The 22,831-nt window shown below is 67.5% G+C and carries 23 protein-coding genes; 12 read left to right on the top strand and 11 right to left on the bottom strand.

Annotation, left to right across the window (positions count from 1 at the left end):
- Positions 1-167: 167 nt before the first annotated feature.
- Complete coding sequence (locus MLP_RS03795) at positions 168-350, top strand: hypothetical protein (RefSeq protein ID WP_156821015.1); 183 nt, start codon at positions 168-170, stop codon at positions 348-350.
- 107 nt (positions 351-457) lie between these two features.
- Here the strand turns inward: MLP_RS03795 and MLP_RS28475 are convergent, their stop codons facing one another.
- On the bottom strand, positions 458-667 hold the full coding sequence (locus MLP_RS28475) for a hypothetical protein (protein ID WP_197536496.1): 210 nt from the start codon (positions 665-667) through the stop codon (positions 458-460).
- 19 nt (positions 668-686) lie between these two features.
- Here MLP_RS28475 and MLP_RS03790 point away from each other — a divergent pair, with 19 nt between their 5' ends.
- The 5 genes from MLP_RS03790 to MLP_RS03770 all read left to right on the top strand — a co-directional run bounded on the left by MLP_RS03790 (position 687) and on the right by MLP_RS03770 (position 7,027).
- On the top strand, positions 687-1,391 hold the full coding sequence (locus tag MLP_RS03790; protein ID WP_197536495.1) for an EamA family transporter: 705 nt from the start codon (positions 687-689) through the stop codon (positions 1,389-1,391).
- A gap of 50 nt (positions 1,392-1,441) precedes the next feature.
- The gene (locus MLP_RS03785) at positions 1,442-2,038 is read left to right on the top strand and encodes a helix-turn-helix domain-containing protein (protein WP_013861681.1); all 597 of its coding nucleotides are present in this window, start codon (positions 1,442-1,444) and stop codon (positions 2,036-2,038) included.
- Positions 2,031-2,804 (top strand): B3/B4 domain-containing protein, encoded by a 774-nt coding sequence (locus MLP_RS03780; RefSeq protein WP_083843691.1) that lies wholly within the window; start codon positions 2,031-2,033, stop codon positions 2,802-2,804. The genes MLP_RS03785 and MLP_RS03780 overlap by 8 nt, the downstream gene beginning before the upstream one ends.
- 260 nt (positions 2,805-3,064) lie before the next feature.
- A complete protein-coding gene (locus MLP_RS03775) occupies positions 3,065-5,602 on the top strand; it encodes a glycoside hydrolase family 3 protein (RefSeq protein ID WP_013861679.1) in 2,538 nt (845 codons plus the stop codon).
- Positions 5,603-5,857: 255 nt separating this feature from the next.
- Entirely contained in the window at positions 5,858-7,027 is a 1,170-nt protein-coding gene (locus MLP_RS03770) for an ATP-binding protein (RefSeq protein WP_231851416.1), read from the top strand.
- Between the two features lie 21 nt (positions 7,028-7,048).
- Here the strand turns inward: MLP_RS03770 and MLP_RS03765 are convergent, their stop codons facing one another.
- The gene (locus tag MLP_RS03765; protein ID WP_013861677.1) at positions 7,049-8,059 is read right to left on the bottom strand and encodes a LacI family DNA-binding transcriptional regulator; all 1,011 of its coding nucleotides are present in this window, start codon (positions 8,057-8,059) and stop codon (positions 7,049-7,051) included.
- Positions 8,060-8,172: 113 nt separating this feature from the next.
- Complete coding sequence (locus MLP_RS03760; protein WP_041789695.1) at positions 8,173-8,901, bottom strand: SDR family oxidoreductase; 729 nt, start codon at positions 8,899-8,901, stop codon at positions 8,173-8,175.
- Between the two features lie 141 nt (positions 8,902-9,042).
- Here MLP_RS03760 and MLP_RS29185 point away from each other — a divergent pair, with 141 nt between their 5' ends.
- Together MLP_RS29185 and MLP_RS03755 are read left to right on the top strand one after the other, a co-directional pair.
- Complete coding sequence (locus tag MLP_RS29185) at positions 9,043-9,171, top strand: hypothetical protein (protein ID WP_269453380.1); 129 nt, start codon at positions 9,043-9,045, stop codon at positions 9,169-9,171.
- Positions 9,172-9,430: 259 nt separating this feature from the next.
- Positions 9,431-10,384, top strand: a complete 954-nt coding sequence (locus MLP_RS03755) for a threonine/serine dehydratase (protein ID WP_013861674.1) — start codon at positions 9,431-9,433, stop codon at positions 10,382-10,384.
- Positions 10,385-10,406: 22 nt separating this feature from the next.
- Here the strand turns inward: MLP_RS03755 and menD are convergent, their stop codons facing one another.
- Both menD and MLP_RS03745 read right to left on the bottom strand, forming a co-directional pair.
- Positions 10,407-12,026: a 2-succinyl-5-enolpyruvyl-6-hydroxy-3-cyclohexene-1-carboxylic-acid synthase gene (gene menD / locus MLP_RS03750; RefSeq protein ID WP_013861673.1), complete on the bottom strand. Its 1,620-nt coding sequence runs from the start codon at positions 12,024-12,026 to the stop codon at positions 10,407-10,409.
- Positions 12,019-13,032, bottom strand: coding sequence for an o-succinylbenzoate synthase (locus MLP_RS03745; RefSeq protein ID WP_013861672.1), 1,014 nt, complete (start codon positions 13,030-13,032; stop codon positions 12,019-12,021). Before MLP_RS03745 ends, menD begins: the two co-directional genes overlap by 8 nt.
- Before the next feature lie 119 nt (positions 13,033-13,151).
- On the opposite strand from MLP_RS03745, the gene MLP_RS03740 reads away from it, so the two are divergent.
- Together MLP_RS03740 and MLP_RS03735 are read left to right on the top strand one after the other, a co-directional pair.
- Positions 13,152-14,507, top strand: a complete 1,356-nt coding sequence (locus MLP_RS03740) for an AMP-binding protein (protein ID WP_013861671.1) — start codon at positions 13,152-13,154, stop codon at positions 14,505-14,507.
- The gene (locus MLP_RS03735; protein ID WP_013861670.1) at positions 14,504-15,403 is read left to right on the top strand and encodes a 1,4-dihydroxy-2-naphthoate polyprenyltransferase; all 900 of its coding nucleotides are present in this window, start codon (positions 14,504-14,506) and stop codon (positions 15,401-15,403) included. Before MLP_RS03740 ends, MLP_RS03735 begins: the two co-directional genes overlap by 4 nt.
- 128 nt (positions 15,404-15,531) lie before the next feature.
- Here the strand turns inward: MLP_RS03735 and MLP_RS03730 are convergent, their stop codons facing one another.
- Together MLP_RS03730 and MLP_RS03725 are read right to left on the bottom strand one after the other, a co-directional pair.
- Positions 15,532-16,443 carry a glycosyltransferase family 2 protein gene (locus MLP_RS03730; protein WP_013861669.1) on the bottom strand — a complete coding sequence of 304 codons (912 nt, stop codon included), beginning with the start codon at positions 16,441-16,443 and terminating at the stop codon, positions 15,532-15,534.
- The gene (locus MLP_RS03725; RefSeq protein ID WP_013861668.1) at positions 16,440-17,243 is read right to left on the bottom strand and encodes a CDP-alcohol phosphatidyltransferase family protein; all 804 of its coding nucleotides are present in this window, start codon (positions 17,241-17,243) and stop codon (positions 16,440-16,442) included. Before MLP_RS03725 ends, MLP_RS03730 begins: the two co-directional genes overlap by 4 nt.
- Positions 17,244-17,422: 179 nt before the next feature.
- Here MLP_RS03725 and MLP_RS03720 point away from each other — a divergent pair, with 179 nt between their 5' ends.
- Positions 17,423-17,677, top strand: coding sequence for a PLD nuclease N-terminal domain-containing protein (locus MLP_RS03720; protein WP_013861667.1), 255 nt, complete (start codon positions 17,423-17,425; stop codon positions 17,675-17,677).
- 147 nt (positions 17,678-17,824) lie between these two features.
- On the opposite strand, the gene MLP_RS03715 is transcribed toward MLP_RS03720, so the two are convergent.
- Entirely contained in the window at positions 17,825-18,967 is a 1,143-nt protein-coding gene (locus MLP_RS03715; protein WP_156821014.1) for a CDP-glycerol glycerophosphotransferase family protein, read from the bottom strand.
- An 84-nt stretch (positions 18,968-19,051) separates the two neighbouring features.
- Positions 19,052-20,494 carry an NADP-dependent phosphogluconate dehydrogenase gene (gndA, locus tag MLP_RS03710; protein WP_013861665.1) on the bottom strand — a complete coding sequence of 481 codons (1,443 nt, stop codon included), beginning with the start codon at positions 20,492-20,494 and terminating at the stop codon, positions 19,052-19,054.
- Between the two features lie 134 nt (positions 20,495-20,628).
- Between gndA and MLP_RS26010 the strand changes: the two genes are divergently transcribed.
- On the top strand, positions 20,629-21,606 hold the full coding sequence (locus MLP_RS26010) for a helix-turn-helix domain-containing protein (protein ID WP_013861664.1): 978 nt from the start codon (positions 20,629-20,631) through the stop codon (positions 21,604-21,606).
- Positions 21,607-21,727: 121 nt separating this feature from the next.
- Here the strand turns inward: MLP_RS26010 and MLP_RS27850 are convergent, their stop codons facing one another.
- Entirely contained in the window at positions 21,728-22,030 is a 303-nt protein-coding gene (locus MLP_RS27850) for a hypothetical protein (protein ID WP_013861663.1), read from the bottom strand.
- 406 nt (positions 22,031-22,436) lie between these two features.
- Positions 22,437-22,712 (bottom strand): hypothetical protein, encoded by a 276-nt coding sequence (locus MLP_RS03695; protein WP_013861662.1) that lies wholly within the window; start codon positions 22,710-22,712, stop codon positions 22,437-22,439.
- Positions 22,713-22,831: the final 119 nt, after the last annotated feature.

Genomic DNA, 22,831 nt, shown 5'->3' with positions numbered 1-22,831 from the left:
TCATCCACGGATGGAAATTGCGGCCGCCCGAGCACTGGCCCGAGTCAGTCCTACGAGTCCAAGTGCCTCGTAATCTGAACCCCAATGACACCAACCGTCGCAGAGATTCTGGAGAGCGATCGCGGGTGAGCCCCGACGATCGCGCCGTCCTCGCACACGAGCGCTTGGTGAGCATCGGCGAGGACGATGTCGAGGAGGCGACCAAGCTCGAAGTGCTCCGTGCTGCAGTCGCTCCCACTGAGAACAGCATCGATGAAGGCAAGGGCAGCCGAATTCCGTTGAACGAACCGCGCGAGCACATCCGCAGGATCGGTCATGAGGCTACCGAACGGGCGCGGCAGGTTGCGTGAGCTACCGGCTCGCACCCGCGCCTGAGGCCCGAGAGGACATCAGGCACATCCTGGAGTGGGTTGACCTAAGCGTCCAATAGTGCACTTCTAATGCATTATCATGCATCTCATGACTGGGTCAGAGCTTCGAGCATCACTCCTTGCGGGCTCGCTCGATCGGCAGCCAGGCGATCGACCGTGACCAAGCCACCCGGCGACATCTTGCCGCCCTGGTCGCTGGCGATAGCAGCAATATTCTCCATCCAGCTGAGTTCGGCGCTCGCAGTCTCACTGATCGACTCCATCGGCGCCGGTGGTGCCGCCTGGCTCCGCACCACTGCTGGCGCCCTCCTCCTCTTGCTCATCGCGCGCCCCCCGCTGCGGTCGATCCATCGACAGCACGTACCGGCTCTGGTCGGGCTCGGGGTGACCACCGGACTGATGTCGCTCGCGTTTCTGGCCGCCTTGGAGCACATTCCGCTCGGTACGGCTGTCGCGGTCGAGTTCCTGGGCCCGTTGACGGTCGTCGCAGTCCGCAGCCACAGCCGACGTGCGCTCGCCTGGCCCGGCTTGGCCCTGCTTGGCGTCGTCCTGCTCACCGAACCCTGGCAAGGAGCGATCAACCTGGTCGGCCTGGGTTTCGCCGCCTTGGCCGGCGCCTGCTGGGGCTGCTACATCGTGCTCACCCAGCATGTCGGCGACCGCTTCACCGGCATCACCGGGCTGAGCATCACCCTGCCGATCGCCGCCATCAGCACCGCGATCGTCGGCGTACCTCAGGCGACCGGCCATCTCACCCCGATGATCCTGCTGGCTGGTCTCGGCTTAGGACTGCTGCATCCGCTGCTCACCTTCGCGCTCGAGATGACCGCCTTGAAGCGGATGACCACCGCCGCCTTCGGCACGCTGATGGCTATCGAGCCAGCTATCGCGCTCCTGATCGGACTCGTCGTCCTCCATCAACAGCCCACCCTGACTCAGCTGGTCGGGATCGCCCTGGTCATCGTGGCAGGTGCCGCTGCCCAGCAGCGCAGTCGCCGGCCCGAGCTGCTTCCGACCTGACGGGGACGCGTACGACAATGCAACAGCCGGCGCATTATGCTGCACCGACCATGGACCAGGAAGCAGCATCGCTGTCCTCGGCGATCGGCGCCCGGGTCAAGCACGAGCGACAGACCCGGCGTTGGACGCTGGACCGGCTGGCCGAGGCGACCGGGGTCAGTCGGCGCATGATCATCAACGTCGAGCAGGGCATCGCGAACCCGAGTATCGCGATCCTGCTGCGGATCAGCGACGCCCTCGGGATCGGCCTTCCGTCCCTCGTCGCCCCACCAGAGTCTCCCGCGATCACCGTCACTCGGTCAGGCCAGGGCGCGCTGCTGTGGAGCAGCGAGGGCGGCGGCCGTGGCGTACTGGTCGCGGGCACCAAGCCGCCCGATGTCGTCGAGTTGTGGGACTGGACGCTCGCCCCCGGCGATCGTCACGACTCCGAGCCGCATACTGCGGGCACCAAGGAGCTCCTTCAGGTGCTCGACGGCACCATCCTCGTCGAGATGGGCACGCAGCCGGTGACCCTCGAGATCGGCGACGCCCTGACCTTCGACGGCGATCAGCCGCACTCCTACCGCAACCAGACCACTCGGCCAGCCCGGTTCATGCTGACCGTCTTCGAGCCCGGCGTGGGCTCGGGAAGGACCGACCATGCCTGACCTCCCCGGGCCTGATCTCCCCGTGTCTGATCTCTCCGGATCTGATTCTTCCGGCCTGCAAGCGTTCTTAGCCGACGCCTCGGTCGATGAGGCCGTGTTCGAACTGCGACCCGACTACCGGGCGCTGCTGCTGGCCGTCGACGGCATCACACCCGGACCCAGCGACGAGTCGAGCGAGCAACTGCTCCAGGCCGCCGAGTCGGCGGCACGATACGCGACAGCCAGCACGCCCGTCGATCAGCTGCCACACATCGCTGCCTGGCGGGATGCGTACCGGGCCTTCGGCGCGAAACCTCAGCGGACTCGCAACAGCGTCGAGGCGTTGACCCGCCGGGCAGTCGGCCCGGGTCTGCCCCGGGTCAATCGGCTCACCGATCTCTACAACGCGATCTCCATGCTGCACCAACTCCCCCTCGGCGGGGAGGATCTGAGCCGCTATCAGGGTCCGCCCAAGCTCGTCCGCGCCACCGGTCAGGAGTCGTTCGACACCGCAACCGAGGGAGAGCCGGTCATCGAGCACCCGCTGCCCGGCGAGGTCGTCTGGTGCGACAACGCCGGTGTGACCTGCCGTCGCTGGAACTGGCGTCAGGCCCGACGTACCCAGCTGACCGACGAGACGACGTCTGCGCTTTTCATCCTCGACGTTCTCGACCCGATGACCGACGAACAGCTGACCATCGCCGCCGACGAACTGGTCGACCACCTGAAACAGCTCGGCCCGGAAGTCGCTGTGGTCCGACGGCTGCTGGCCAACCCCCGCGACTGATCCCCCGGCCCAACGCAGTCGCCGTGGTGCTACACCCTCGGGGGAACCGCTCGGTGTTCTAGGAATGACCTGTCGCATCCACTAACTGCTGGCTCATCCCCGAGTACGGGGATAATCCTGCAGCTTGTAGCCGCTGCCCCACCCCGCGATGCCTGCCTGCCTCAGCGGGCAGGCCCCAACCAGGATCCGTAGCCCGCTGGAGGCCGCCGAGGCGGATCTGCCGCCGATGCGCGCAGGCCAGCCGAGGACGCCATGGACCGATGGTGTCTACCCTTGGCAAGGTCTGGGACGGGGTACGTGCCGACGGCCGAAAGGGGCTGGCTGTGACAAGCGAGGACACTTTGGCGGGCGGGCTATCCGGCGGCCAGCTGCTGGCCGAGCTAGACCTCACGACGAAGGTGCGGTTGTTGACCGGCACCTCGTGGTTCACCTTTGGCGACGCGGCCGACGTCGGGGTGGGCGAGATCAGGATGTCGGACGGCATGACCGGGGTCCGCGGCGCGAAGTTCCACGGCGGTCCACTCGTGACGCTGTTCCCAGGCGCGACCTCGTTGTCGTCGAGTTGGGACGAGGACTCGGCGTACCAGCTGGGCCGCCTGCTGGCGGACGAGGCGAGGCTCCGCGGGGTTCAGCTGGTGCTGGGTCCGACGGCGAACCTGCACCGGTCCGCCCTGGGCGGCCGGCTGTTCGAGGGGTTCGCCGAGGATCCGCTGCTGACCGGCAAGCTGACCGCCGCGGTGGTACGCGGTCTCCAGGACCATGGGGTGGGCGCCTGCGTGAAGCACCTGGTGGGCAACGAGTCCGAGACCGAGCGCGAGTCGATGAACAGCGTGATCGACGAGCCGACCCTGCGTGAGCTGTACCTGCTGCCGTTCGAGATCGCGGTGGCGGAGTCGGACCCATGGGCGATGTTGTCGGCCTACAACCGGGTCAACGGGGTCGCCTGCACGGAGCACGATCTGGTCAACAACCAGATCCTCAAAGGCGAATGGGGCTATCGAGGTCTGGTCATCTCCGAGCTGCTGGCTGCCCAGTCGGTCGAGGCGACCGCCAACGGCGGACTGGATCTCGTGATGCCGGAGGTCGGGAGTCCCTGGGCGGCCGGGCTGGTCGACGCGGTCCGGTCAGGTGCGGTGACCGAGGACACCCTGGACGACCATGTCGGCCGGCTGTTGCTGCTGGCCGAACGTGTCGGTGCCCTGCAGGGTAGGCCCGCTCCGCAGGGTGGACCGACACCGCAGAGCAGACCGACACAGCAGCGGACCGAGGAGCCGGCGAACGCAGCAGAGCTGTCGAGCTTCCTGGTCAGCCTGGCGGCCGCAGGCATGACGGTGCTGACCAATCGTGACGCGGTGCTGCCGCTCTCCGGCGATCAACAAGTCGCCGTGATCGGCCGGCATGCGGTCGAGACGACCTGTGTGGGTGGTGGGTCGGCGCAGGTCGTGCCTCCCCAGCAGGTGAGCATCGGCGAAGGGCTGACCACCGCTCTCGGCTCCGCCGTGACCTTGGTCGACGGGGTGGAGATCCGCGCCGAGGCCGTACCCGCTCGGCCGTCGTTCGTTCGCGACCCCACCACCGGGGAACCGGGCGTGGGCTTCGCACTGCTGCGGGCCGACGGCACCACCATCGAGCAGCGGGCCAGCATCACGGCGACCACGATGATCGGACTGGAGGACGAGTTCACCGAGACCGTCGCCTCGGTCGTCATCCGGGCTCGGCTCGACCAGGGCGGTCCGGTGCAGCTCGGGGTGGTCGGGGTCGGCGACTGGAGCCTGTCGGTCGATGACCAGCCGACTTGGGAGACTGCCCTCTCGACCCACAGCGGCATGATGGGTGAGGAGTTCCTGGATCCGCCTCGGGCGACCGTGACCGTACAGGTTCTCGACCATGCCCTGGTCGAAGCCACAGTCTTGTTGCCCCCGGTCGGCGACTCGGGTCGTCCGCCCTCGTTGTTCGGCCTGATCGCGCGATCGGCTCCCCGGCCCGCCGACGAGGTGATCGCCGAGGCAGTCGAGGCGGCCTCGGCGGCCGACGTGGCAGTGGTGGTCGTCGGGCTCACCGACGAGCAGGAGACCGAGGCCGTCGACAAGACCACGCTGGCGTTGCCGGGTGAGCAGGACCGTCTGGTGTACGCCGTCGCGGCGGCAGCACCTCAGACAGTGGTAGTCGTGAACGCCGCGACTCCGGTGTTGATGCCCTGGCTCGACGCCGTCGACGCCGTGCTCTGGGCCGGGCTGCCCGGCCAGGAGGCAGGCCATGCGGTAGCGGCGGCATTGCTCGGCACGATCGAGCCGTCCGGGCGGCTCGTGACCAGCTTCCCGAGCGCCGACGGCGCCGCCCCGGCATGGTCGGTGACCCCGACCGACGGAGACGTGGTCTACCGGGAAGGGACCTTCGTGGGCTACCGCGGGCACTTCGCCGGCACGGCTCCCGCGCCCGCCTTCTGGTTCGGCCACGGACTGGGCTACACCAGCTGGCGTTATGACCAGCCGGTGCTGCTCGACGGCACGGACCCGGCGGCCGTCGAGGTGGCAGTCACCAACGTCGGAGGACGGACCAGCCGCGAGCTCGTCCAGCTCTACTTCGACCCGGCCGACCCCGCCCAGCCGGTCCGGCTGGTCGGCTGGGCTGCCGCGGTGGTCAGACCTGGCGACACCGCCCAGGTGACGGTTATCGGCGACTCCCGGCTGTGGCGCCGCTGGGATGCCGAGACCGGCACGTGGACCCACCTCCCCCGAACCGGGCGTCTGTTAGTCGCCCGTGGTCTCGGCGACATTCGCGGCACGATCACCCTCTGACTCTGCGGGCACGGTCGGGACTGGTGACCCTCCCCCGCGCCGGAAGCGGCAAAACACGCACGGTACTAGCGGCAAATCACGCACGAACTATCCGGCAAAACACGCATCTGACTATCTGCATGAGGTAGTTTGGCCTGACTACCGCACTCGTTAGGCAGGGCAGGCATGGTCCGCGTTCCCCCGTCGCCACTAGGCAAAGTGCTCCCTCGCCATGCGTTCGATACCGCCCGCGAAGCATTGGCAGATACCAGAGTGGTGCTCATCAACGGCGCCAGGCAGAGTGGCAAGAGCACGCTGGCCGCCCAGTTGGGCGCCGATGCCGTGTGGCGGACCTTGGACGACGCACCGACCCGTGCCGCGGCGCTGTCCGACCCAGCAGGTTTCGTGGCACCGACCGGACAGATGCAGATCATCGACGAGGTCCAGCGTGCGCCTGAACTGCTGCTCGCCATCAAGGCGGTAGTCGATCAGAACGCCGATCCGGGGCAGTTCCTCCTCACTGGGTCGGCCCGCGTGCTAGCGATGCGTGGCGTCACCGACGCGCTTCCGGGGCGCACCGAGACCATCGAGCTCTGGCCACTGTCACAAGGCGAGATCGAGCACGAAGCCGACGGCTTCGTGGACGCGATCTTCACCCTCGGCGCAGACTTCCGCCACGAATCCGACGAATCCCGCACGGCATACATCGAGCGACTCGTACGTGGCGGGTTCCCCGGCGCGATCGGGAGACCAGCCCCGCGACGGGCCCGCTTCCTCGATTCCTATGTCGGCGATCTCGTCAATCGTGACGTCGTCCAACTCTCCGAGATCCAGCGTGGACCTGAAATGCATACGCTGATCGAGGTTCTCGCGGGTCGCTCCGGGCAAACGCTGGCTGCGGGCTCACTCGCCACCAAAATCGGTCTCCCACGTGACACTGTCGCCCGCTATCTGCGCTTACTGGAAGAGGTTTTCCTGATCAAGCGGATCCCTGCCTGGGCCCGCAACATCAACACCAGAGCAACCGCGGCACCAAAGCTGGCGTTCGTAGACAGTGGCATTGCCGCCAACCTGCTTGACCAAGATGCCGCATCCCTTCGCCGGCCAGACGCACCCCTCGGCGCCCTGATGGAGGGATTTGTGGCCATGGAGATTGCCCGCCAGCTCACCTGGTCACACACCCGCGCCCGGCTGAGCCACTACCGAACCCGCGACGGAGTCGAAGTCGACCTGGTGCTCGAGGATCGCCGCCGCCGGGTCATCGCGATCGAAGTGAAAGCAGCCTCAACCGTACGAACGGAGGATTTCCGCGGCATTCGCCACCTCGCCGAACGCCTTGGCGACGATCTCGTGGTCGGCATAGTCCTGTATACGGGCGCCCAAACGCTGCCGTTCGGCAACCGCCTGCGCGCCATCCCGATTTCCGCGCTCTGGCGCACACTCTGACCGAGCACTGAGTCACGAATGTCAGCGCCGGTCGGCGGCCAGCCGGAATCCCTCCAGCCGGGTGGCGATCCGGCAGGAATCTCTCTCGACCAGCCGGACCGGCAATACCGTACGGCGCCGGTAACGGCGGTTGGGTTTGGCGAGCCGATCCAAGATCCGCTGGGCGGCGAGGGCGCCGAGTTGCAGCGGGTCCTGGTCGATCACGGTCCAGGACGGCGTGAGCATGTCGGCCAGAGGGAAGTCACCGAAGGTGGTGATGGCCAGGCCACTGTCCTGCAGGATGGGGACGAGACTGATCGCAGCACGGGCGTTGGAGCAGAACACCGCGCTGGGACCGGCACGATCGAGGTCCGCGAACGTCGCGGCGGCCCCGGCACGATCGACGGCGCCCACCGCGACCAGACTGTCGTCGAGGGCTATCCCGGCGTCACTCAGGGCGGCCCGATATCCCTCGAGACGGGCCCGGGTGGTGGGCAGGGCGAGATCGTCGCCAATGAACCCGATGCGGGTGTGGCCGTGCTCGACGAGGTGGCTGGTTGCCAAGTGAGCACCACCGACGTCGTCCTCGATGAAAGAGTCGGCCGCCACTCCCACCGGCTGGCGGTCGACGAAGACCACAGGGGTGCGATCGATCCAGGCCTTGAGATAGCCGTGGTCCAAGGCGGCCGGGGCTATCACCAGCCCGCTGAGCGCCTGCCGCAGGAGTGATTGCACCACCTCGGGCTCACGGTCGGGGCTGCGGAGATTCGTGATCACGACCGACATACCGTGCTCGGCGGCGAGAGTCTCCGCCGCCTTGGCGATGGAGGCGAAGAACGGGTCGATGATGTCGGGCACTGCGACACCGATGACAGGGGCCCGGCCGGTACGGAAGGTGGTCGCGATCGCGTTCGGCACGTAGTTCAGCTCACGAAGGGCCGCCTCGACCCGCTGCTTGGTCTCGGCCGTGACGTGCGGGTTGTCGTTGAAGACACGCGAAACGGTCTTGGCGCTGACGCCGGCGACGGCGGCCACGTCGCGCATCGTCACCATCGCACCTGCTCCTTCATGTCCGGCAGCAGGACCCGTATCCGCCGGTGACATGCTCTCAGGTCCGGACCGCGAACGCGCTGCACCCGAGGTGCGAGCTGTCGACCCGTGAGCGGTCAGCAGCAGGTATAGCCCCCGTCGATCGGCAGCGACACCCCGCTGATCATCGATGCACCATCGCTCAACAAGAACACGATCGGCGCGGCGATCTCGGCCTCGGTCGCCCATCGTCCCAGCGGCATCGCCTCCAGGAATGGGCCCTCGATGTCCGGCCGGCCCCAGTACCAGGCCGACATCGGGGTCATCACGACGGTCGGATTCACACTGTTGACCCGGATGTTGTACTTGCCCAACTCCAAGGCGGAGACACGGGTGATGTTGTCCAGAGCGGCTTTCGAGGAGCCGTACGAGATGTGGCCGCTCAGCCCGACCAGGCTCGCCTGGGAGGACACGTTGACGATCGAACCGCCCCGGCCGAGCCGGACCATCGAGCGCGACGTGTACTTGGTGACCAGCAGTGCACCACGGGCGTTGATGGTGATCACCTTGTCGAATACGGCGATGTCGGTGTCCATCGGCGTAGCGATCTCGCCACCGTAACCACCGCAGTTCACCACGCCGTACACGTCGAGACCGTCAAGAGCTTCGCGGACGCCGTCCTCGGAGGTGAGGTCGAACGGCAGCACCCGGCAGCCGATCTCCTGCGACAACGTACCCAGGGCCTCCTCCGAGCGTCCGCTGGCGATCACGTCGGCGCCGGCCGCGACGAGCTGGCGAGCGGTCTCGCCGCCGATGCCCCCGCTGGCCCCGGTGACCAGGATCGGGCGGCCGTTGAAGTCTGTCATGTGGGTCCTCTTCGCCATTGAGGGCTCGGCCATGTCGGGGCCAGGTAGTCGTTGTTCAGGGCCTGAGCGTAGCCACTTCTCACCGAATTATCACCGGTCACATTCATCTCCTCCCAGGTAGCGCCCGCAGGTTTGACACCGGTGACATGGCAACCCGGCTGGACCGGCATCCGCGACCGGCTGGACGAGGCCTGGTTCCTCGACGTCGCGGCCAACGAGCGCGTCGATCGGCTGGTGGCCAGGCACCAGTCCTACCGCGAATCGGTCTAGACAGCCACAGCCTGGGTGCACGGAGTCGACGAGGCGAACGCCGTCGTCGAGTCGAGCCGGAACCGAGCCGACCTGATCGTGCAGTTGACCGAAACTACCCTGAGTGGAAGTTGACCACCGTGAAGGCTGTCGTCTACGACGAACCCCGGTCGTTCCGCGTCCGCGAGATACCGACCCCCGACCAGGTCCGGGCGGGGTCAGGTGAGTCAGCCACACCTCCGGCACGTCGGTCAGCGACGCAAGCTGGGAGAATCCAGCGGTGGATGAGCTGACGTACTCCCAGGTCGAGGCTGCCGCCGAACGCATCTCCGGCAAGGTTCGCGAGGTTACGGTGGCGCGGGCGGACTCGGACCTGGCCGGCAGCGGCCGGACAGAGGTGTATCTGGCGCTCGAATTCCTGCAGCACACCGGAACATTCAAGGCCCGCGGTGCACAGAACTTCATCCAGGCGCACCGGGACACCGGGACCCTGCCCGATGCCGGCGTGACCATTGCGTCGGGTGGCAACGCCGGTATGGCCTGCGCCTGGGCTGCAAGAGAGCAAGGCGTACCGGCGACGGTGTTCCTCCCGGCCACAGCACCCCGGGTGAAGGTGGATCGGCTGCGTGGTTATGGTGCCGACGTCCGGTTGGTCGGCACCGAATACGCCGATGCGCTGGCTGCTTGTGCGGAGTACGCCGCCACCACCGGGGCATTGACCTCGCACGCCTACGATCACCCGCTCATTGCTGCCGGTGCAGGAACGCTCATGATGGAGCTTCACGCGCAGCTTCCCGATCTGCACACGGTGGTCGTGGCCGTGGGTGGCGGTGGGCTGTTCACCGGTGTGGCCACCGCCGCCCGGCAGTACGGGGTGCATACCGTCGCCGTGGAACCCGAGGGTTGTCGTGCATTGAACGCCGCCCTGCAGGCGGGCCGACCCGTCGACGTCAGCGTGGACTCGGTGGCCGCAGACTCGCTGGGCGCCCGCCGCGTCTCCGAGCTGGCCTCTCGGGCAGCCCTCCGAGGCAACGTGACCTCGGTGACGGTGCCAGACTCCGCGATCGTGTCAGCACGCCAGCTGTTGTGGGACGACTATCGCCTCGCCGTCGAACATGCCGCCGGAGCGGCCCTGGCTGGACTGCTCGACCCAGCCGGCTATCGCCCTCGACCGGAGGAGAAGGTCTGCGTGGTGCTCTGCGGAGCCAACACCGACCCGAGCAGCCTCCGCTGAAGCTGAAGCCAGACAGGTTCGGCTAGCAGAGGGCGCCGATCTGGTTGTCCAGGACGCGGCGCAGGCGGCGGTCGATGACGGCTTCGACGACTTCGATGCCCAGCGGTGGCTCGGCGAGCACCTCGTCCAGCTGATCGGCGGTCTCGACCCGGGAATAGCCGGCGCCGGTGGCAGTGGCCAGACGCTCGATGTCGACGTCGTGGGGCGTGCCGAAGATCCGCTCGTAGCTGCTCGAATGGGTGGGGTGACCATGCTCCAAGGTCGCGAAGATGGACCCGCCATTGTCGTTGGCTACCAGGATCCGCAGGTTCGGCCGTTGCTCGAGCTGACCGGTGATCAGTCCGGTGGTGTCGTGCAGGAACGTCTCATCGCCCATCAGCGCATGGGTGGGACGCTCCACGATCAAGCCCACGCCGATGGCCGTCGAAACGGTGCCGTCGATCCCGGCCAGTCCGCGGTTGGCATACACCGCCGGCGGATCGGGAGTCACGGTCGCCAGATCCAGGTCACGGACCGGCGACGACGATCCCACCACCAAGGTGTCCGCGCTCCCCAGAGCAGACCACAGCCGACCCGCAACAGTCGGACCGCTGAGATAGGGCAGCCCGTCGAGCAGGCTGTTCAGTCGGATCTTCATCGACTCATCCGCCTCGCCCCACCGGGAGCGCCAGTCGTCACCGGCCGGGTCCAGGGCAACCGCATCGGCGACCACCCGAGCGCTGGTGCCGGGGTCGATCCACTCCGCGGTCGACGACACGATGACCAGATCGAGATCGTCGCGAGCCAGCAGCCGCAGCACTGGACGCGACAAGGTGGGGTGACCGAACATGATCACCCGCTCGATCTCCTCGCCCAGCTCGGTACGCAGCAGCAACCGACCGGTGGTCAGGGCATTCGGACCCCCGCGCGCATTGCTCACCGACTCGGCGAGCAGGGGCAGATCGGCCCGCTCGGCAAACGCCCGGGCAGCCGCCCCGGCTGCCGGTGACATGGCCCCGGCGACGACCAGAGTCTGCGGTCCGGGCGTGAGCTCGACCGGTTCCGCCTGCCAGGTGCGCGGAAACACCGTCATCTCGGGCTGGATCGGAGGACTCTCCGGCCCTGGCACCAACGGCTCACTGAACGAGACGTTGATGTGAACCGGTCCCGGCGTACCGCTGCGCGCACCGGTGGCAGCCGTCAGCACCCGACCCAGCTCAAACCGCCAGGACCGAGGAGTCGCCGGGTTGTCATCGATCTGGGTCTCGGCACGCACGTGCCGGGCGAACAGGCCGGCCTGGTCGGTGGTCTGATTGCCACCGGCATAGCGGACCGCGCGCGGTCGATCCGCCGTCAGCACGATCAACGGGACGTGGCTGTGAAACGCCTCCATCACGGCGGGATGGACATTGGCAGCGGCCGTACCCGAGGTCGTGATGACCGCCACCGGACGTTCCGAGGCTTTGGCCAAGCCCAGTGCGAGGAAGCCGGCCGTACGCTCGTCGATCCGGACATGCAGTCGCAGCAGCCCGATCTTGTCGGCCTCGAACAGCTCGTACGCCAGCGGTGCGCTGCGCGATCCGGGAGAGAGCACCACTTCTTGTACGCCCACACCGAGCAGTTCGGTGACCACCAGCTGGGCGCAGCGAGACGCATCACCCATCGAGGTCTCCTCTCTGCCGTTGCGAGGGCCGCTGTGAGGGCCGTTGCGAAGACCCTCGTTCGGCCAGCTGGCGGGTCTGCCCGAGGCGAGCCTGCCAGAACTGCCGGGTCTCGTCGTCCGCGGCGCACGACGTGAGCAGATCCGGATCCGGATTGACGGCCCGGACCTGGATCCGCCCGTCGACGGCGATCAGCGGCTGCGCGGCAAGATCTCCGGTGAACAGCCGTACCGTGTTCAGCCCGCAGGCATAGGGCAGTTCCGGGAGCGCGGCGGCCAGAGCGACCCCGGCGGCGATCCCGATCGAGGTCTCCAACGCGCTGGAGACGACGACCGGGAGCCCGATCTCCGCGGCGATCTGCAGACAGGCGCGGACTCCACCCAGCGGCTGGACCTTGAGCACAGCGACGTCGGCCGCCTGCTTCCGGGCGACCAGATAAGGGTCAGCGGCGCGTCGGATGGACTCGTCGGCCGCGATCGGAACATCCAGGTTCGCGCGAGCCAGCGCGACCCGCAGCGTCGCCAGTTCGTCGACCGTACGGCATGGCTGCTCGGCGTATTCCAGCTCGAACCGACTCAATCTGGCGAGCGCATTGGTCGCTTGGTCCACGTCCCAGGCGCCATTGGCGTCGACCCGGATCCGACCACGCGGACCGAGCGCCTCACGGACGGCGGCGACGCGGTCGAGATCATCGGTGAGGGTCTGACCGCGCTCGCCGACCTTGACCTTGGCGGTTCGGCAGCCGGCAGCTTTGACGATCGCTGCGGCCTGCGCGGGACCGATGGCCGGCACGGTGGCATTGACCTCGACCTCATCCCGGATCGGCGTCGGCCAACCCTGCTCGGCGGCTTCGTCGGCGGCCTGCAGCCAGGGCACGATCTCGGCGCCGTCGTAGTCGAGAAACGGGCTCCACTCAGCCCAACCGACGCTGCCCCGCCACACCATCCCCTGCCGCTGGGTGATCCCGCGGAATCGGGTGCGCAGGCCGAGCGCGTAGGTGTACGGCACGCGTGCGAGGGTACGCGGGTGCCGTCCTGCCCGAGAATCGCGGCCTCACAGATCGGCAAGCGCGCACGGACTACCGTGGCGGCCGTGCCCGTGTTGGATTGTCGCGAGAGGCTCCACCGGTGACCGGCCCGGGAGCGAGGAGCACGACTTCGGGGCGACGGCTGCAGTTGGCCACCGGCATCACCGAGGTGCTGACGTCGCTGCGGCGCAGCCTGTCGGGTGGCGAGGAGGTCGTTACCGCCCCGCTGCCACCCAGCGGACCCGAGCGGAGGCAGACCTGCGCGATGCTCCAGCCAGGGCTCCCGATCACCGAACCGGATGCTGCCGCGATCGTGGCCACCTCAGGGTCGACCGGGCGTCCCCGCGGAGTCGTGCTGTCGCGGTCTGCGCTCATCGCCTCGGCCGATGCGACAGCAGCACGCCTTGGTGGATACGGCAGCTGGGTGCTCGCGCTGCCGGCCCACTACGTCGCCGGGCTGATGGTGCTCGTGCGGGCTGTGTGCGGCGGCCGGCCGGTGCATCCAGTGGACGGCCGACTGGCCGGACTGCCGTATCTGGTCGAACACGAGCTGAGTCTGACCGAAGGCCCCACCTACACCGCGCTGGTGCCGACCCAGCTGTCCCGTGCGCTCGCCGATCCAGTTCTGACCAATGCGCTCACCAGGTTCGATGCCGTGCTGCTCGGCGGCGCAGCGGCGGATCCGTCGCTGCTCGAGCGCGCCTCAACCGCGGGCATCCGGGTCGTCACCACGTACGGGATGAGTGAGACCTGCGGCGGTTGCGTCTACGACGGTCTGCCGCTCGACGGGGTCTCGGTCACCACCGACAACCGGGGCCGAATCAGCATCGGCGGACCGACGCTGTTCAGCGGCTACCGACTCGACCCTGCTGCCACGGCAGACGTCCTGGTCGATGGGCGGCTCCGGACCCGTGATCGCGGACAGTGGGTCGGCAACCGGCTGACGGTGCTCGGGCGACTGGACGACATCGTCATCTCCGGCGGCATGAATGTCGACCTGGCGACAGTCGAACGGGCGGTGCGTTCCTGGGTAGCCGAGACCGGCCGGAACGACGGCCTGACCGAGCCGACCGCGGGCGCCGGTGCGATGAACACGGTCAGCGACGCGGCGGTGGTGGGCGTGCCCCACCCCGAATGGGGCACCGAGGTGGTCGCTGTGGTCGAGACCGGACAACGTCCCCGTCTCGTTCAAGATCCCCGGCCCGACTCAGCCGTTCCGGCAACAAGGGGAGGGAGATTGTCCCTCTCCGCGCTGCGTCACAGCCTGTCGGCGGAGCTTCCGCACTACGCTCTCCCCCGTCGCCTGCTGATCCAGACCCTGCCGAGGACCTCGGGTGGCAAGATCGACCGCAGACGCCTGGTCGCCGACCTCAGCGCCCCTGCCGTCAGCGAACCAACCGTTGGCGACCCAGCCGCCAGCGAACCGACCTTCAGCGAACCCTCAGAGAGCACATGAGCATCGACGTGACCCAGCCCCGACCGACGGCTGCACAGTGGCTGGCCGGCGCGCGCCCACGGACACTCCCGGCGGCGATCTCCCCGGTGCTGGCCGGCACCGGTGTCGCCGCCTGGGCCGGCGGCTTCGCTCCGCTCCAGGCGTTGCTCGCCCTGGTCGTGAGTCTGGCATTGCAGATAGGTGTCAATTACGCCAACGACTATTCCGATGGTGTCCGCGGCACTGACGCCAACCGGGTCGGGCCGCTCCGGCTCGTGGGTTCCGGCCTGGCGGCACCCGCCATGGTGAAGGCCGCCGCTTTCGCCAGCTTCGGCTTCGCGGCAGTGGCCGGTCTGGCGCTGGTCGTGCTCTGCCAGCTGTGGTGGCTGCTGGCGGTCGGCCTGGCCTGCATCCTGGCCGCCTGGTACTACACCGGCGGCAAGCACCCCTACGGCTATCACGGCCTCGGCGAGGTCTTCGTCTTCGTCTTCTTCGGGCTGGTCGCCGTCTCCGGCACCGTGCTGGTGCAAGTAGGCCGCATCCCCTGGCAGACCTGGCCGGTTGCGGTCGGGATCGGGGCGATCGCGTGCTCCATCCTGGTGGCCAACAATCTGCGTGACCTTCGCGGCGACCTCGTCGTCGGCAAGCGCACTCTGGCAACTCGACTCGGCGACACCGGCACCCGGTGGTTCTACACAGCCCTGATAGCGGCAGCCGTTGCGGCCTTGGTGCTGGTCGCGGCCACCACCACCTGGTGGGCGCTGCTCGGACTCGGCGGCATCGCATTGCTCGTCCCAGCGGTGCGGACCGTCCTTGGGGGGGCCCAGGGCCCAGCGCTGATCGCGGTGCTCAAGGCCACCGGAAGTGCCGAGCTGACCTATGCCCTAGGTCTGGCCGTCGGTCTAGCCTTCTTCTGACGATCAAACCGGTGACACCGGAGTGAGTGGCGCACTCACTGGTGCGCCCGGGTTGCTTCGCGTGACGTGAAGCAACCACAGCGCACCAGTCGATGACCACGATCAGCTGATCGGCCGGAATCACCGGATCAGATGATCGGCGGGCGACCGGCCCGGGTCATTCGCCAGATCGTACGCCAGCTCATCGGTCGCCGCCGACCGCACTCTTCGGTCAGACCCAGCTGATAACCGCGGACGGTCTCCCGGAACGCCGTCCAGCTCCGCAGCCGCACGCCACCAACCAGGACCCAGGCCAGTACATAGAGCAGCCCGACCACCGTCGGCAGATTCCGGCGTGCCAGCCACACCCGGTTGCGGGCCTGGAACCGATAGAACTCTGGGTGCCGGGTCGGCTTGATCGCCGGATGAAAGACCTCGATCGCACCGTCGTAGCGCACCCGCCAGCCACCGTCCCAGACACGCCAGGCCAGCTCGATCCCTTCATGGGCATACCAGAACGGCGCGGGCCAGCCCTCGGCGTAGGCAAATGCCTCACGTCGCATGGCGACCGCGCCTTCCCAGACCGACATAGCAGGACTGCTGCGGCTCGGATCGCTGGAGCGGAGACGAGGTGTCCAACGCCGCGGAGCGGGTCGGCCCTCGGGATCGACGACTCGGGGCTGGACCAGTCCGAGGGTCGGGTCGGCGCGAAACAGGTCGGCCAGCTCGGCCAGAACGGTCGGTCCAGGCAGCCAGGCATCGTCGTCGAGGAAGAACAACAGGTCGCCACTGACCAGGTCGACGCCAGCGTTGCGGCCGGCGGGGATGCCCTGGTTCTTCGCCAAGCCATGCGCTCGGACGCCGTCGGGCAGACCGACGGGTTGCCAGCCGTTGCCGACCACCAGGATGTCGAGGTCGACATCGACCTGATCGAGCAGAGACTCCAGCCCACGCCGCAGGTCGTCCTGCCGCGTGCCCATGGTCAGCACGACCACCCCGTATCGGGTCCGCGGCGGCACCCTCTCGACGTCGAGCCGGTCGGTCCGATCTGGCGTGCTCACTTCAACCTCGGCGAACTCAACACAGCGGCGAGGTGGCCGACCAGCGTGACGGCGGCCGCCACCGTGAGCCCGATCAACAGCCACTGGGTGGCCAAACCACCGAGCCAGACGTCGATCACAGCCGCGACCAGGATCACCAGCGAAAGCTCCACCGAATGGAAGACCCGATGAAACGGGACGAACCGCGCGAGCCGTCGAGCGGACCGAAGCAGACTCTGCGACGGTTTGCGCACCGCATCGGTGTCCTGCATCTGCGGCAACCCGGCATAGTGCCGAGACACGTGCACCAAGTCGTTTTCCACCTTGTTGAGGCAGACCAGCAGTCCGAGCAGCAGACCCAAGCTGACCCAGACGTTGCCGAGCTCGACCTCCCGGGCGGCCCGGATGCCCAACGCGACCGCTATGCCGCATTCAGCGACGTAATGTCCGACCCGGTCCAGATAGACACCCTTCGGCGAGGAGGTCTGTCGCCAGCGCGCCACCTCACCGTCGCAGCAGTCGATCAGCATCTGCAGCTGAACGAACAGCACGGCAAGCACGGCGCCTGCCACCGACCACCAAGCCGTGGAGACCGCCGCCAGGGCAGCGGAGAGGATCATCAGCCAGGTGACGCCGTTGGCCGTGAAGCCGGCCTTGAGCAGAATCCGGGTCAGATAGGGCGAGATATCACGCAGGTACGCGCTCGCGACCCAGTGCTCGGCTCCGGCCCGGGTGCGGACGCTCGGTGGCTGGGTGATCTCGCGCAGCTCGGCGATCGATGGCTTGCTGGGTCGACCGGGCGCAGGGGTCGGGTCGAGCATCCGCCTACCCTATGTCCTGTCTCCTATCTCGCCGCTCGCGCCGCGCTAAGCTGACCGATTCCCGTGCCGACCGCTTGCGACACGCCGCCGACACGCCGCCACCGCTCCCGGTCGAAACTGATATATCACGAGCTAGGCCAGGCTGGGCAGCGACTCCCGCAGTCGCCTATTCTTGATCAATGGCCCGCTATCTCCCGATCATCATCGTCGCTTTGCTGATGATCTATTGCGTGGTCGAGGTCGCTCAGGCCCCGCCGTATGCCGTTCGCAAGATGCCCCGGTGGCTGTGGGCGACCGTCGTGATCTGTGTCCCGCTGTTCGGAGCGCTCTCCTGGCTGTTCTTCGGGCGGCCAAACCGAGAGACGCTGAACCCCACCAAGCACGAACCGCCTCGGGCCCCTGACGACGACGTGGACTTCCTCCGCGGGTTGTAGTCAGGATCTGCTCGATCTTGTAGGTCCTGCTCGGTCTACAGATAGAGCAAGGCCGACAAGATCGAGCAGATCCGGCCCGGCCCCACCGCGGGCGCTACGCTCGCGGCCGCTCGCGACGGGCTCGCTCGCTGGCGCTCGCTCCGCGACTTACCCTCGGTTGTAGCGGGCTGCGATCTCGGATTGGCGACGTGAGATCACCTCGTCGAGTGCCGCCTCGAAGCGGCGGGTGCTGGCGCCGGCGGTGATGTCGCCGAAGTAGTGCCTGGTCAGTGCCGCGAGTTCGGCGCTCTGCGGCGGCAGCAATACCTCGATGTCCCCGGCTCGATCAGCCGGCACCAAGGGAAGTGAGTCCAGCAATGCCGACTCCGGCCGGTACGCCTCCGCGGCCGGCTCGGTGATCGCCAACGGCTTGCCGGTAGCCAACCAGTCGTAGGCGACCGCGGAGATGTCGGTGATGCAGTGGTCGGCGAAGCGCCACTGCCAGCCATACGGCCCGAGGTCGACCAGATGCCGGTCTCCGTCCGACGTCAGCGCTGCCCGGATCTGGCTGTCGGCTCGGGCGTGCGCCGCCGATGCCTTGCCGATCCGGGGGTGGGGTCGATAGATGATCCGCACCCGGGGGTCAGCACGAAGTGCGCTGATGATGGCGGCGCCGTGGCTGACCAGGGACCCATACCGAATCGTCGCTCGATCCCCTTCCCAGGTCGGGGCATAGAGGATCCGCAGCCGCCCGTCGTCCGGCCAGTCGGGCGCGCCGGGGTAGTCGTGGTCGAGCTGAGGACGGCCCACCTCACGGATCCGAGCCTCCGCATCGAAGTCATAGAGCGCACCGGCCAGCCGCCGCCGGCCCGCCGGCCCGCCGATGAAGGTGAAGTCGTACGCCTTGTGCTGATTGGAGACGCTGCTGCCCTTGTCGCTCTCCCCATGCCCGATCTGGATGTGCACCGGGTCGGCGAACCGCAGCATCCGGAAGTTCTGCTCGACCTGGTTGACGTAGAGCACGGCAGCGACCCGATGGCGCTCGACCAGGCTCTCCAGCTCACCGCTGGCCCGCGCGAACGCGACCGGCAGGGTCGAACCGGCCAGCACCAGCCGGCCCGAGTCGGGCCGATCGACGATCACCATGACCGGCCGGCGGGTGGCCAGCGCTTCCAGCGGACGGCGCCACTGCTCGAATTGGTACGCGTTCTCCGGTCCCACCGCGAAGTACAGCGCCACCGCACCGTCCGGCACCGGGCCATTGGCGGCCGAGTCGATCGCGAACCGGCGAGCCCGCAGCCGATTCGCCACTCTCTCCGAACCCAGACGAGCAAGACTGCGCAGCTGCGCCAGCCGACCCACGATCAGCTTTCCAGCCGGCAGCGAGTGCCGGGGTCAGCCATCGATGGCGGTCTCGCTGCGGTCCCCGCTCCACTCGATGTGGAAGGAACCAGGCCGGTCGACCCGACGGTAGGTGTGGGCGCCGAAGAAGTCCCGCTGTCCCTGGATCAGCGCAGCCGGCAGCCGCTCGGCCCGGATCCCGTCGTAGTAGGCCAACGAGGAGGAGAAGGCCGGCGTCGGGATACCGTTCTGCGCCGCACCCGCGACCACCCGACGCCACGCCGGCAACGCCGCCGAGACTGCCTCGGTGAAGTACGGATCGGCGATCAGCAGGGCCAGGTCCGGCGTCCGCTCATATGCCTCGGTGATCCGGTTCAGGAAGCGGGCACGGATGATGCAGCCGCCGCGCCAGATCCGCGCCATCGCGCCCCGGTCGATGTTCCAGTCGTACTCGGCGCTGGCCGCGGCGATCTGGTCGAACCCTTGGGAGTACGCGACGATCTTGGAGGCGTACAATGCCTGGCGGACATCCTCGACGAACGCGTCCGCATCCCGGATCGACCACTCGGCCACGTGACCCGGCAGCGACGCTCGAGCCGCCTCCCGCTGCGGCACCGACCCCGACAGTGCGCGAGCGAACGTGGCCTCGGCGATCCCCGTGATCGGCACCCCCAGATCCAGCGCGTTCTGCACCGTCCACCGCCCGGTGCCCTTCTGCTCGGCCTGATCGAGGATCACGTCGACCAGCGCCTGCCCTGTCTCCGGATCGACCTGTGCCAGCACCTCCGCCGTGATCTCGATCAGGAACGATTCCAGATCGCCCTCGTTCCAGGACCGGAAGATGTCAGCGATCTCGGCCGCGGATTTCCCGGTCCCCTGCCGGATCAGGTCGTACGCCTCTGCGATCAACTGCATATCGGCGTACTCGATACCGTTGTGCACCATCTTCACGAAATGCCCCGCGCCATCGGGCCCGACGTAGGTGCAGCATGGGGTGCCGTCGACCTTGGCCGAGATCGACTCCAGCAGCGGACCGAGCGATTCGTACGAGGTCGGCGAGCCGCCCGGCATGATCGAGGGCCCGAGCAGCGCGCCCTCCTCGCCGCCGGAGACGCCGGAGCCCACAAAGTGTAGGCCGACGGCCTTCAACGCGTTCTCCCGCCGGATCGTGTCCGGGAAGTGCGCGTTGCCGGCATCGATGATGATGTCGCCCTCCTCCAGCAACGGCACCAGTTCGTCGATCACCGCATCCGTCGGACCGCCGGCCTTCACCATGATGATCACTCGCCGCGGGCGCTCCAACGAGGCGACGAAATCGGCCATCGAGGCCGACGGGACGAAGGCGCCCTCGTCCCCGTGATCGGCGATCAGTGACTCGGTCTTGGCATAACTGCGATTGTGGACGGCGACCCGATGCCCATGCCGAGCAAAGTTCCGGGCGAGGTTGCGGCCCATCACCGCAAGTCCAGTAACGCCGATCTGAGCGAGTTCGGTCATATCGCGGGGCTCCTTGGTGAGGTGTGAGACGATCACGAGCAGGTCGATGGCTCTGCGACGCAAGAGTATCGGGGGTGTCATGCACCACCGCATCGGAGTCGCCGGCCGCAGTCAGGAACGCAGGAGGAGCCCGCATGCTGCAGTCTCTGGGTGTCTCGAAAGAGGCTGAGGCCCTCTATCTCGTGCTGGCGCCCTTGGACAAGGCATCACCGACCGAGCTGGCCGAGCTCAACAACGTGACGACGGAGGCGGCGCAGGAGACTCTGGTCGAGTTGCAGATGCTCGGTCTGGCGCGGCCGACCGGGCACGGCGAGTGGTCTCCGCTGTCGTTGCTCGAGGCAGTTCGCGCCTTGCGGCTGCAACGCCTCGCCGAAGTCGATGCGGCCTCCTCCGCGGCGGAATCCATGTACAACCGGATCCTCGCGGCAGCGCACAACGACGCCGAGGAGGACATCAATGTGCTGGTCGGAGCAGACGCGATCATCCCGGTCCAGGTGGCCATCTGCGACAACGCGAAACGCGAGATCTGCTACTTCGACAAACCGCCGTATGTCGACGATCGGCACGATTCCACACCGGAGAGCCTCAGTGCCAGTGCTCCGGAATGGCAGGCACTGGAGCGCGGTGTGGTCTTGCGTTGTGTCTATCACCCAGGATTCGACGCCGACCGACTGTCCGAACTGAGTCTGTTCGCCGCGCGCGGCGAGCAATCTCGCACGGCTCAGGTGCCGATGAAACTGCTCCTCGCCGATGGTGAAGTCGCCCTGATTCCGTCGATGAGATCGTACGAGCCGGGCCAGGAGCTACGCGCCTCGTTGGTGCGCCATCCACAGCTGGTCGAGGCTCTCGTGTGGCTGTTCGAGTCCGTCTGGGACCAGTCAGTCCCGATCATGGCCTCGACCTACAACGATCCCCGCCGTCAGATGCTCGTCTCGATGCTGATGACAGGATCTACCGACGGGGCAATCGCCACCCAGTTGGGCATCAACGTGCGGTCGGTCCGTCGGTGGATCTCTGAGTTGATGGATGAACTGGGCGTGACGACGCGCCTTCAGCTGGGGGCGGCGTTAGTCCGCACCGATGCGCTCAAGGTGAAGCCACCCTCGAGGTGAAGCCGCGCCGAACCGAGGAGGCCGGAACGGCGGCGTTGGCGCTTACTGCTCTGGTCGATCAGCAAGGCCCGCAGACGCGCACGCCCCGGCTACCCAACAGGAGCCGGGGCGTGGCGTTTGCTCACAAAGAGTTGCCGAGCGAGTTCCCCAGGCTGTTGCCGAGTGAATTGCCGAGGCTGTTGCCCAAGCTGTTCCCCAGCGAGTTGCCCAAGCTGTTGCCGAGCGAGTTGCCCAGGCTGTTGCCGAGCGAGTTCCCGAGGCTGTTGCCCTGCTGGGTGGAAGTCCCAGTGGAGTTCAGATTACTGAGGTCGATGGTGGGCGTGGCGTGAGCTGGCAACGTCGCCAGCGCTCCCGCTGAAAGCACACCACCGAGCACGGCCGCCCCCAACAGCCGAGCCCAACGAGTACCTACCTGTCGATGCATGAATGATCCCTTCTCGGTCATTCTCACGCCGTTCCCGCGACGCGAATGACCCCCTGACGTGTATCAGCAAAACCCTAGGCCGAGGCCCTCATTTCGTCATCAGTCGAAGCTTGGCCAAAAGAGGACATGTCATCAAGTGGACATGCCTAAATCGCGTTAGGCCCTCTACTAGCTCAACGCGTACCTCAGCCCGCCTGCGCATGAACCCGAGCGCGACCGACTCCCCCGCCCAAGGTGCCCCACCCGGGGGGGCCCACAGAGTGTGCCCGGTCAGCTTCAACGCGTCGGTGCCCGTCAGTCAACCCCTGAGACGGAACGTCTCATATTTTCTCCCACCTTCGTATGGATTCTGCCGGGTCGACGCCGTCGGGCTCGAGGGATGTCGCAGCCGTGGCTTGGTTGACCGTCAAGCGGTCCAGCCCAGCAGCCGTTCGCCCAGGGTGACCACGCCGAGCCAGACGAGCACCGCGACGAACGGGAGCGGCAGAACGCGGAGCGGCCGCCGCCGGAACCAGCGGATCCCGAGCACTACGAGCAGCCCCCAGAAGATCATCAGCGCGACCACCGCCCAGAGCGGCGCGACCAAGCCGGCGGAGGCGTAGAAGATCCCGATGACGGCGAGCGCCGCCATCGCCAACCCTGCCCCCACCAGGCTCGCCACCCGAGCGCGATCGGCGGTCATCTGTCCATGATCGTGCACGGTGCCGCCGGATTCCAGCGCCGGTTTTGTGCCCTGGTGCACGCCGGACGGGGACCAGGGCACAAAAGTTCGGGCCGGCGGTGCCCACCGGGCGGCAATCG

The sequence above is a fragment of the Microlunatus phosphovorus NM-1 genome (genome assembly GCF_000270245.1).
GTDB classification, from domain to species: Bacteria; Actinomycetota; Actinomycetes; order Propionibacteriales; family Propionibacteriaceae; genus Microlunatus; species Microlunatus phosphovorus.
This window is presented reverse-complemented; position numbering and strand designations above follow the sequence as displayed.

Excerpts from the sequence above, each read along its gene's own strand:
- MLP_RS03735 (WP_013861670.1), top strand. The coding sequence starts at position 14,504 with ATGAGCATCGACGTGACCCAGCCCCGACCGACGGCTGCACAGTGGCTG.
- MLP_RS03785 (WP_013861681.1), top strand. The coding sequence starts at position 1,442 with ATGGACCAGGAAGCAGCATCGCTGTCCTCGGCGATCGGCGCCCGGGTC.
- MLP_RS27850 (WP_013861663.1), bottom strand. The coding sequence starts at position 22,030 with ATGCATCGACAGGTAGGTACTCGTTGGGCTCGGCTGTTGGGGGCGGCC.
- MLP_RS03780 (WP_083843691.1), top strand. The coding sequence starts at position 2,031 with ATGCCTGACCTCCCCGGGCCTGATCTCCCCGTGTCTGATCTCTCCGGA.
- MLP_RS03765 (WP_013861677.1), bottom strand. The coding sequence starts at position 8,059 with ATGGTGACGATGCGCGACGTGGCCGCCGTCGCCGGCGTCAGCGCCAAG.
- gndA (WP_013861665.1), bottom strand. The coding sequence starts at position 20,494 with ATGACCGAACTCGCTCAGATCGGCGTTACTGGACTTGCGGTGATGGGC.
- MLP_RS03725 (WP_013861668.1), bottom strand. The coding sequence starts at position 17,243 with ATGCTCGACCCGACCCCTGCGCCCGGTCGACCCAGCAAGCCATCGATC.
- MLP_RS03775 (WP_013861679.1), top strand. The coding sequence starts at position 3,065 with ATGGTGTCTACCCTTGGCAAGGTCTGGGACGGGGTACGTGCCGACGGC.
- MLP_RS03695 (WP_013861662.1), bottom strand. The coding sequence starts at position 22,712 with ATGACCGCCGATCGCGCTCGGGTGGCGAGCCTGGTGGGGGCAGGGTTG.
- MLP_RS03760 (WP_041789695.1), bottom strand. The coding sequence starts at position 8,901 with ATGACAGACTTCAACGGCCGCCCGATCCTGGTCACCGGGGCCAGCGGG.
- menD (WP_013861673.1), bottom strand. The coding sequence starts at position 12,026 with ATGGGTGATGCGTCTCGCTGCGCCCAGCTGGTGGTCACCGAACTGCTC.
- MLP_RS26010 (WP_013861664.1), top strand. The coding sequence starts at position 20,629 with ATGCTGCAGTCTCTGGGTGTCTCGAAAGAGGCTGAGGCCCTCTATCTC.
- MLP_RS03720 (WP_013861667.1), top strand. The coding sequence starts at position 17,423 with ATGGCCCGCTATCTCCCGATCATCATCGTCGCTTTGCTGATGATCTAT.